Origin of the sequence: Cedecea sp. P7760 (genome assembly GCF_013386425.1) — a bacterium.
Classification (GTDB): Bacteria; Pseudomonadota; Gammaproteobacteria; order Enterobacterales; family Enterobacteriaceae; genus Cedecea; species Cedecea selenatireducens.
This window is the reverse complement of record NZ_JACARU010000022.1, coordinates 79545-88917: the sequence shown is the minus strand read 5'-3', so window position 1 is coordinate 88917 and position 9373 is coordinate 79545. Positions and strand designations below refer to the sequence as shown.

The 9373-nt window shown below is 54.1% G+C and carries 8 protein-coding genes and 1 riboswitch; of the genes, 2 read left to right on the top strand and 6 right to left on the bottom strand.

The features are described 5' to 3' along the window. Positions 1–71: 71 nt before the first annotated feature. Both murI and btuB read right to left on the bottom strand, forming a co-directional pair. Positions 72–923: a glutamate racemase gene (gene murI, locus HX778_RS09225; RefSeq protein WP_071842956.1), complete on the bottom strand. Its 852-nt coding sequence runs from the start codon at positions 921–923 to the stop codon at positions 72–74. After that, positions 868–2715 (bottom strand): TonB-dependent vitamin B12 receptor BtuB, encoded by a 1848-nt coding sequence (gene btuB / locus HX778_RS09220; RefSeq protein ID WP_176981822.1) that lies wholly within the window; start codon positions 2713–2715, stop codon positions 868–870. Before btuB ends, murI begins: the two co-directional genes overlap by 56 nt. A 68-nt stretch (positions 2716–2783) precedes the next feature. Continuing rightward, a riboswitch (cobalamin riboswitch) is annotated at positions 2784–2973 on the bottom strand. Positions 2974–3097: 124 nt separating this feature from the next. Between btuB and trmA the strand changes: the two genes are divergently transcribed. Further along, positions 3098–4198: a tRNA (uridine(54)-C5)-methyltransferase TrmA gene (trmA, locus tag HX778_RS09215; RefSeq protein ID WP_176981821.1), complete on the top strand. Its 1101-nt coding sequence runs from the start codon at positions 3098–3100 to the stop codon at positions 4196–4198. A 40-nt stretch (positions 4199–4238) separates the two neighbouring features. On the opposite strand, the gene HX778_RS09210 is transcribed toward trmA, so the two are convergent. Next, entirely contained in the window at positions 4239–4595 is a 357-nt protein-coding gene (locus tag HX778_RS09210; RefSeq protein ID WP_038476984.1) for a YijD family membrane protein, read from the bottom strand. Positions 4596–4609: 14 nt separating this feature from the next. Beyond that, positions 4610–5251 carry an HTH-type transcriptional repressor FabR gene (gene fabR / locus HX778_RS09205; protein WP_167549841.1) on the bottom strand — a complete coding sequence of 214 codons (642 nt, stop codon included), beginning with the start codon at positions 5249–5251 and terminating at the stop codon, positions 4610–4612. Positions 5252–5447: 196 nt separating this feature from the next. Here fabR and sthA point away from each other — a divergent pair, with 196 nt between their 5' ends. Then, positions 5448–6848 carry a Si-specific NAD(P)(+) transhydrogenase gene (gene sthA / locus HX778_RS09200; RefSeq protein WP_016538947.1) on the top strand — a complete coding sequence of 467 codons (1401 nt, stop codon included), beginning with the start codon at positions 5448–5450 and terminating at the stop codon, positions 6846–6848. On the opposite strand, the gene oxyR is transcribed toward sthA, so the two are convergent. Together oxyR and argH are read right to left on the bottom strand one after the other, a co-directional pair. Further along, a complete protein-coding gene (gene oxyR / locus HX778_RS09195) occupies positions 6831–7748 on the bottom strand; it encodes a DNA-binding transcriptional regulator OxyR (protein ID WP_038476990.1) in 918 nt (305 codons plus the stop codon). The two genes, sthA and oxyR, sit on opposite strands and share 18 nt — an antisense overlap. A gap of 242 nt (positions 7749–7990) precedes the next feature. Beyond that, positions 7991–9364, bottom strand: a complete 1374-nt coding sequence (gene argH / locus HX778_RS09190) for an argininosuccinate lyase (protein WP_038476993.1) — start codon at positions 9362–9364, stop codon at positions 7991–7993. Positions 9365–9373 lie beyond the last annotated feature (9 nt).

The window sequence follows — 9373 nt, the reverse complement described above, 5'->3', positions numbered from 1 at the left end:
GAGTTCTCAGAGCCTGACAACCCCTAATTTGAAAAAAACTTTCAAGCGCCGTTTTTTTACTCAAAATGCCGCTAAAGTGCCAGTTTTTCGAGCTTTTCGAACCCGTAACGTTGTAAAACGGGCATTAATTGCGCGGTTTCAGGCGTGAACGCCATACAATAGGCAATATTCTGATCTGCAGAAGCCGCATCCGGCGCTTCATGTTCAAGCAACCAAACGGTACGTCTTGCAATGGCGGCTCCGGAATCAATCAGTCTTGTCCCTTCCGGCAACACTTCCAACAGCTCTTCCTGTAATAGAGGGAAGTGCGTGCAGCCTAATACAACGGTATCCGGTGGCTCCGACATACGTAACCACGGACGCAGGATTTTACGCAGCTCATCCAGCGGGACTGGCTCACCATGAAGCTTCGCCTCAGCGAGCTCCACCAGCTCGGCCGAACCCAGCATCTCAATTTTGCATTCGGTAGCAAACCGGGAGATAAGCTCGTGAGTATAAGGCCGCTTTACCGTGCCGCGAGTTGCAAGCAGGCCCACTACACCATTTGTCGTCAAACGTGCTGCCGGTTTAATGGCTGGCACAACGCCAACAACAGGGAAGTCGAACTTTTCACGTAAAGCCGGGAGAGAAACGGTGCTTGCAGTATTACAGGCGATAACGGCGAGGGCCAAAGGATAATGCTGCTGGACAGCAGTCACTATTGAAACCACCCGGTCGACGATAAACTCTTCGCTCTTTTCGCCGTAAGGAAACGCCACGTTGTCGAAGGCGTAGATGAAATGAAGATCCGGCAGAAGCTGCCGAATCTCATTGTAGACAGACAACCCACCGACGCCGGAGTCAAAAACCAGCACGGTAGGATGTGCATCAGAAGGTGTAGCTGCCAGACAAGTAGTATTCCCGTCCTGCAGTATGGTAGCCATAAACCGTCTCGTAATCTTTATCGAACAGGTTAGCTATTCTACCACGAACGGTCAGCTGTGACGTGACTGGATACGACAACGCGACATCCCACAGGCTAACACCACCCATTTTGACGGTTTTATTGGTATTGAAATCGGTGTCGTAGCGCGAGCCCAGGTAATGGTAGGTTACGCTCCAGTCAAGATCGTAAAGTGCCCAGTCAAGCTGATACTTCACCTGCTGTTTGGCTCGACGCGCCAGCGGTGCATCGGTCAGTCCATTACGGGCATCAACATAATCATAGCTAACGCTGTGCTGCACAGGCCCGGTATCGAAGGAAGCTGTACCTTCAATACCTTTAATATTGGCCTTGCCGACGTTGTAATAGCTCAGCGTTTTATTGTTAAAGTCGATCAGGTTATCAACAAGGTTGCGATAGCCAGAAACACGCCAGTTTACGCCCGACGTTAATCCTTCAAATGCCCCTTCCCACTGACGGCTTTCTTCAGGGTTCAGGTTTCTGTTGCCGTAGAAGCCAAACAGCTGCCCCTGATTTGGTGCCTTAAAGGCCGTACCGTAGGAAGCAATGAAGCGATATCCCTCAACGAATTCCCATGCGGCGCTGCTCTGCCAGGTTCCGTGATTACCGAACTCTGAGTGAGAGTCGTTACGTGCAGCACCTTCAAAGGTGAAATCACCCAACTTTTGTAGCGCAGTCAGATAGACGCCGGTATTACGCTGATCGTAAGCGTCAGTAAGATAGTTAGTGCCCGGTTCAGTGCTTTGCTTCTGCCAGTCAACGCCCGCGCCGATATTCCCTGCGCCTACATCAACGGAGTTGGTCCACTGCAGGTTGTACTGCTTAATTTCATCGAGGGTCGCGCTGGAGTCATAGCGGCCAAGGCGCGGGTCGAAGTTGTAATCTTTGCTGTGGCCGTAGCTGGAGATCAGCTGCGAATGGAAGATATCGTTGTTAAAACGCAGCCCTGTATCCCAGGTCTGGCTATAGAGCTGACGGGTGTCCACCAGCTGGTTTGGCGTAAAGCTGCTGTAGAAGCCATCATAGGCCGTGCGGTTATCGTAACCGTAGCCGCGAACAAAGCCGCTCCATTGCTCAGAGAAATTGTGTTCCAGCGCGCCATAAAGGGATTTACTCATAAATCCGTCGCGATCGGGCTGACGCAGGCCTCCAGTATTGCCATCGGCCACAACGTCGAAGCCTTTGGTGTACTCATAGTTACCTGCCAGGGTCACGCGGGTGTTATCCCCCAGCTTTTGCTGCGTGCTGGCGTCATAGTTCTGGTAACCATTGGAGCCCATTCCGGCCGTCAGCGTTGTGCCGTCTTTATCACGAGTAGTGATAATGTTGATGACCCCGCCAATAGCATCAGAACCATAGACCGCAGAACGAGGCCCGCGGATGTACTCTACGCGCTGAACAAGAGAAACTGGAATCTGGCTGAGGTCGGAAGAACCGGTCACGCCGGCCTGATTCAGGCGGATACCGTCAATCAGCACCAGCACATGGCTGGAATTAGTCCCGCGAATGAACACTGAGGAGAGCTGGCCAAGCCCACCGTTTTGCGCAATATCCACCCCCGGCAGACGGCGCATTACGTCGGTCAGCGATTTTGACTGCCAGCGATCGATATCTTCACGCGTAACCACCGAGTTCGGCGCCAGTACGGTATTCACCGGCTGCTGGAAACGGTTCGCCGTGACCACCAGAGTATTGTCGGTATTGCTGTCCTGCGCCCAAACTGAAAAAGCCGTTGCGGACAGAGCCGTCAACAGCGAAACCTTCTTTATCATCATTTATATAAGCATCCGCTTTCGAATAGGATGCCGCAGATATGGCAAATAGCACGCGATAGCCATATCACTTGCGACGTCATTCCGGCAGGTCTTCGGGCTTGGGGGCTTAATTGAGATGAGGACTTCCCGCTTATATATAGAAAGCAGTGTCTGCTTAATGCGTTCATCTCGCCGATCCTTATCGCTGCGCGTCAGCCCCAGAATTACACTGGGTTCCCTTTTAACTCTCAGGAGGCCGGAAAAGCCATGCTACCGTTAGGCTTATATAGATGTCCAGACTTCCAGCAGAACTTCTTATAGCAATCGGGCTGGACATCGTGAGTTGAATCCCTACAATCGCCGCGTAGTTTGTATTCATTGACCGACTGGATGGCTAGCCATGACCCCTGAACACCTCCCGACAGATCAGTACGACGCGCAGCTGGCGGAAAAAGTCACTCGCCTGCAAGGCATGATGGCGCCCTTTGCCGCACCGGCCCCGGAGGTATTCCGCTCACCGGTCAGTCACTACCGTATGCGAGCCGAGTTCCGTATCTGGCATGAAGGTGACGATCTCTATCACATCATGTTCGATCAACAGACCAAAAGCCGCATCCGCGTCAACAGCTTCCCGGCGGCAAGCGAGCTGATTAACGCCCTGATGCCAGCCATGCTGGACGGCGTTCGAGATATTCCAGCGCTGCGCCACAAGCTGTTCCAGATTGACTACCTGACCACCCTGAGCAATCAGGCCGTGGTCTCTTTGCTCTACCACCGCAAGCTGGATGATGAGTGGCAGCGGCACGCCGAAGCGCTGCGCGACAGCCTGCGTGCACGTGGTTTTGACGTGCACTTAATTGGGCGCGCCACCAAAACCAAAATTGAGCTGGACCAGGATTTCATCGACGAGCGTCTGCCGGTAGCCGGCAAAGAGATGATTTACCGCCAGGTTGAGAACAGCTTCACCCAGCCAAACGCCGCCATGAATATTCAGATGCTGGAGTGGGCGTTGAACGCGACGGAAAACTCAAGCGGCGATCTGCTGGAGCTGTACTGCGGGAACGGTAACTTCTCGCTGGCGCTGGCCCGTAATTTTGACCGCGTGCTGGCAACCGAAATTGCGAAACCCTCTGTTGCGGCGGCACAGTACAACATCACGGCCAACAACATTGATAACGTGCAAATCATCCGCATGGCGGCAGAAGAGTTTACCCAGGCGATGAACGGCGTCAGGGAGTTTAACCGCCTGCAGGGGATCGATCTTAAGAGCTATCAGTGCGAGACCATTTTTGTCGATCCACCACGCAGCGGCCTGGATGCTGACACGGTAAAAATGGTGCAGGCCTACCCGCACATCCTTTATATCTCCTGCAACCCACAAACGCTGTGCGAGAATCTGGAGACCTTGTCTCAGACCCACAACATCGCCCGGCTCGCGCTGTTCGACCAGTTCCCGTATACGCACCATATGGAATGTGGCGTACTGCTCACACGCAAATAAGAAAAGGACGCCGAGGCGTCCTTTTTTGTTTTCGTCTGGCTTACTCGGCCGCTTCTGACTTACGGGAACGAACCTTAAATACAATCCAAAACAGCACCATCACCGACAGAATCGAAGGCACAAAGTTAGAGCCAATCACCGGGTACTCAACGCGAACTACAGAGCTATAAAGCAGCACGCCTAAGACAAAGCACGCGGCGGCAAGGCTCGGTAACCCAACGGGCATAGTTCGGTTCTGGTAACGCTGATGCAGGCAGTAAACCGTCAGCACCAGGGCAATAACAGGGAAAATCGAGAACGGGACCACCGAGCTAAACAGCGCGGCAAAAGATCCGTTGATCGACAGACCAGCGATAAACGCCAGCGCTAACGTACCTCTATCTTGTAACTGTTTCATTGCTGCTCGTTCCTTCACTCTTCGGATAAATGAGCAAGCGCCATTTTTTCTTGTTCCCGGCGATACCAGTAGTAGGCCCCTTTCGAGATCATACGTAACTGCAGCACCAGTCGCTCTTCGAGCTGGCGACGTTGTTCGATATCAACGTCCAGCGCTTCGGCACCTGCACTAAAAACAATCGTGACCATCGCTTCCGCCTGCGCTTCCGTGAAGCTGCGAGGCATGCGATTTTCGAGTTCTAAATAGTCGGCAAGTTCCGCAATGAAGTGCTGAATTTCACGGACAACCGCGGCACGAAACGCCGCAGACGTGCCCGATCTCTCGCGCAGCAGCAGGCGGAAGGCATTAGGGTTATTGCCGATAAATTCCATAAAGGTGGAAACCGACGTGCGGATAACGCTGCCGCCCTTCGCGATGCGTTGACGCGCCTGGCGCATTAGCTGACGCAGCATCAGGCCACTTTCATCGACCATGGTAAGGCCGAGTTCATCAACATCGCGGAAATGGCGATAAAATGACGTCGGCGCAATGCCGGCTTCGCGGGCAACTTCACGCAGGCTCAGGCTGGCAAAGCTTCTTTCGGCGCTTAGCTGGCTAAATGCGGCTTCGACTAAAGAACGCCTGGTTCTCTCTTTTTGTTGCGCTCTTACACCCATCATATTGCCTGAATCCTTCAAACAGAGCTGGAACTATATCAGAGAATCAAGCTACCGCTTTTATAGTGTATTGTGAATGATTGTTTACGGAACATTGACCTGAACTGGCGGTAAAAAGCACAACAAGAATTGGGGAAATTCCCGGTTGATGTTACCATCGTGTTGCCTTTATGTATAAAAACAGGTAAGCCTTACAATGCCACAAACCTACGATTATGACGCAATAGTGATTGGTTCCGGTCCCGGAGGCGAAGGTGCCGCCATGGGTCTGGTGAAACAAGGAGCCAGGGTAGCGGTGATTGAGCGCTACCATAATGTCGGCGGCGGTTGCACCCACTGGGGCACCATCCCTTCAAAAGCCCTCCGCCACGCAGTCAGCCGCATTATTGAATTCAATCAAAACCCGTTATACAGCGACCACACTCACCTTCTCCGCTCCTCTTTTGCCGACATCCTTAACCACGCCGATAGCGTGATTAACCAGCAAACCCGCATGCGCCAGGGCTTTTACGAGCGTAATCGCTGCGAAATGCTGCAGGGGGACGCGCACTTTGTGGATGAACATACCATCGCGCTGCAGTGCCACGATGGATCGGTCGAAACCTATACCGCCGAGAAGTTTGTCATTGCCTGCGGCTCGCGGCCTTACCGCCCGCCGGAGGTTGATTTTACCCATCCGCGCATCTACGACAGCGACTCTATCCTTAGCCTGCATCACGAACCACGCCATGTGATCATCTATGGTGCCGGGGTGATCGGCTGCGAATACGCTTCGATCTTCCGTGGGATGAACGTCAAAGTCGACCTGATCAACACCCGCGATCGCCTGCTGGCTTTCCTCGATCAGGAAATGTCGGACTCGCTCTCCTATCACTTCTGGAACAGCGGCGTGGTTATCCGCCACAACGAAGAGTTCGAGAAGATTGAAGGCGTGGATGACGGCGTGATCGTTTCCCTGAAATCCGGCAAAAAAGTGAAGGCGGATTGCCTGCTTTACGCCAATGGACGTACCGGGAACACGGATTCGCTGGCGCTGGAGAACATCGGTCTGGAAGCGGACAGCCGTGGGCTTATCAAGGTCAACAGCATGTACCAAACCGCGCTGCCGCATATTTACGCGGTGGGCGACGTTATCGGCTACCCAAGCCTGGCTTCAGCGGCCTATGACCAGGGACGCATCGCCGCTCAGGCGCTGGTAAAAGGCGAGGCGACTGGCCATCTGGTAGAAGATATTCCGACCGGGATTTATACCATCCCTGAAATCAGCTCCGTGGGCAAAACGGAACAACAGCTGACCTCGATGAAAGTGCCTTACGAAGTGGGCCGTGCGCAGTTTAAACACCTCGCGCGGGCGCAAATTGTGGGGATGAACGTCGGGACGCTGAAAATTCTGTTCCACCGTGAGACGAAAGAAATTCTGGGGATCCACTGCTTTGGCGAGCGCGCGGCCGAAATTATTCACATCGGCCAGGCGATTATGGAGCAGAAAGGTGGCGGTAACACCATTGAGTACTTCGTTAACACCACCTTTAACTACCCAACGATGGCGGAAGCCTATCGGGTAGCGGCGCTTAACGGCTTAAATCGCCTGTTTTAGCGCTGAGTCGAAATGGCCAACCATCTGAGTGCGGATGGCCTCTGCCAGCTGCTCATAGCGGCTGCGCAGCGGTGACCCTGGACGATAAACCAGGCCGATGGTACGACGCGGCTCTGGTTTATAACACGGCAGATAAACCACCCCGTCTCGCTGGCGCTCCTTCGGTACGGCAAGGGCTGGCAGTAGCGTAATGCCGCTGCCTGCTGCAACCATGTTGCGCAGCGTTTCTAAGCTTGTTGCCCGGAAATGGGTATCTTCATCAGCGCCTGCTTCAAAGCAGAAGCCCATTGCCTGGTCGCGCAGGCAGTGCCCGTCTTCCAGCATCAGCAGCTTTTCACCGGCCAGATCGGACATCGGCACGCGGTCGCGGTTCGCCCATGGATGATCCTTATAAACCGCCAGCACCATTGGCTCATCAAACAACGGCACTTCGATAAACGCTTCGCTTTCTTTCACCAGCGCCAGAATGGCACAGTCCAGCTTACCGCTATCAAGCTGCGCCAGCAGCTGATGGGTTTGGGCTTCGTGCAGATACATTTCCAGCTTAGGGAAGGTTTGATGCAGCATCGGAATAATTTGCGGCAGCAGATAAGGTCCCACGGTTGGGATCAGGCCGATGTGTAGTGGGCCGGACATGGCTTCGCCCTGCTGGCTTGCCATCTCTTTCAGCACTTTGACTTCACGCAGCACCGTTCTGGCCTGATCTACCAGCAGCAAACCTGCCTGGGTGAACAGCACTTTACGGCTGGTACGCTCCAGCAGCATGACGCCAAGTTCATCTTCCAGCTTGCGAATCTGGCCGCTCAGCGTCGGCTGGCTAACGTGACAGGCATCCGCTGCCCGACGAAAATGGCGGTGCTCGGCCAGCGCCACCAGGTATTCAAGATCTCGAATATTCATTCTCTATCCTCCTGTGCCACGATAGTTCATGGCGATAGATAGCATAGCAACGAACGATTATCCCTATCAAGCAATGTTGGTGAATAATAGCCCGCAACAGCAAGGCGCTTCGCTCTTACTTACCCGAGAACGAAGCGCGGCTGCAGAGACTCTCTGTTCTCTGAACCTGACGAATTATTAAAGCCAACGTGAACTTTTAGCGGACAGTATGTCCGCTTTTTTTTGTTCAAATTTCGAGGGGATTAGACCAGGCGCTGTTTGGCGTCAGCGATAGCCAGAGCAACCTGCTTCGGAGAAACGCCGCCTTTCGCGGCGCGTTTGTCGAGACAGGATTGCAGCGACAGGATCGGATAAACGTCTTCGCCAATGACCGCACTGAATTTCTGCAGATCGGCCAGGGCTAAGGCTTCCAGGGCTTTACCTTGTTGGATCGCTTCAACGACGGCCTCACCGACAATGTGGTGGGCTTCACGGAACGGTACGCCTTTGGCGACCAGGTAATCCGCCAGTTCGGTGGCATTGGCATAGCCCTGCTCGGCAGCTTCCTGGCAACGCGGACGTTTAACCTGAATGCCGTCCAGCACCAGCACCGACATATGCAGGCAGTCGAGCCAGGTATCGAGCGCGTCGAATAACCCTTCTTTGTCTTCCTGCATATCTTTGTTATACGCCAGCGGCAGGCCTTTCAGGGTCATCATCATGCCTGTCAGCGCGCCCTGCACGCGGCCACACTTGCCGCGGATCAGCTCCAGCGCATCCGGGTTTTTCTTCTGCGGCATCAGCGAAGAACCGGAAGTCACGCGATCGGACAGCTCAACAAAACCGGCTTCTCCGGTATTGAAGAAGATCAGGTCTTCTGCAAAACGGGACAGATGAACCATGCCGATAGAAGCGTTGGACAGCAGTTCCAGCACGTGGTCGCGGTCAGATACGCTGTCGAGACTGTTGCGGGTCGCAGAAGCAAAACCTAACCAGCCAGCCAGCTGCTCACGGTCAATCTCATAGGCCGTCCCTGCCAGCGCGCCGCTGCCCAGCGGGCTAACGTCGAGGCGCTGCAAGGTGCTTTGTAAACGACTTTCGTCACGCGCCAGCATCTCAACGTAGGCCAGGCACCAGTGAGCAAAAGTCACCGGCTGCGCACGCTGTAGGTGCGTATAGCCCGGCATCACGGCATCCTGGTTCGCTTCGGCGGTTTCAATCAGCGCCTGCTGAACCTGGCGAGTGGCCGCCAGCAGTTCGCTAACCTGCATTTTGCACCACAGTTTCAGGTCGGTAGCGACCTGGTCGTTGCGGCTACGGCCGGTATGGAGTTTTTTACCCAGCGTACCGACTTTATCGATAAGCTTGCCTTCCACCCAGCTGTGAATATCTTCCGCGTCGCTTTCCAGAATCGCCTGCGGATTGGCCTGTACTTCTTCCAGCAAAACTTTCAGAGCCTGCTCGAGCTGCTGTTGCTCAGCTTCAGTCAGCACGCCCACGGTGACCAGCGCTTTGGACCAGGCGACGGAACCTACGATGTCTTGCTCAGCTAAGCGATAGTCAAAGCGCAAAGAGTCATTGAATTGCTTAAACCGCCGATCGGCTGCCTGAGTAAAACGCCCACCCCAAAGTGCCATAGTCATGCT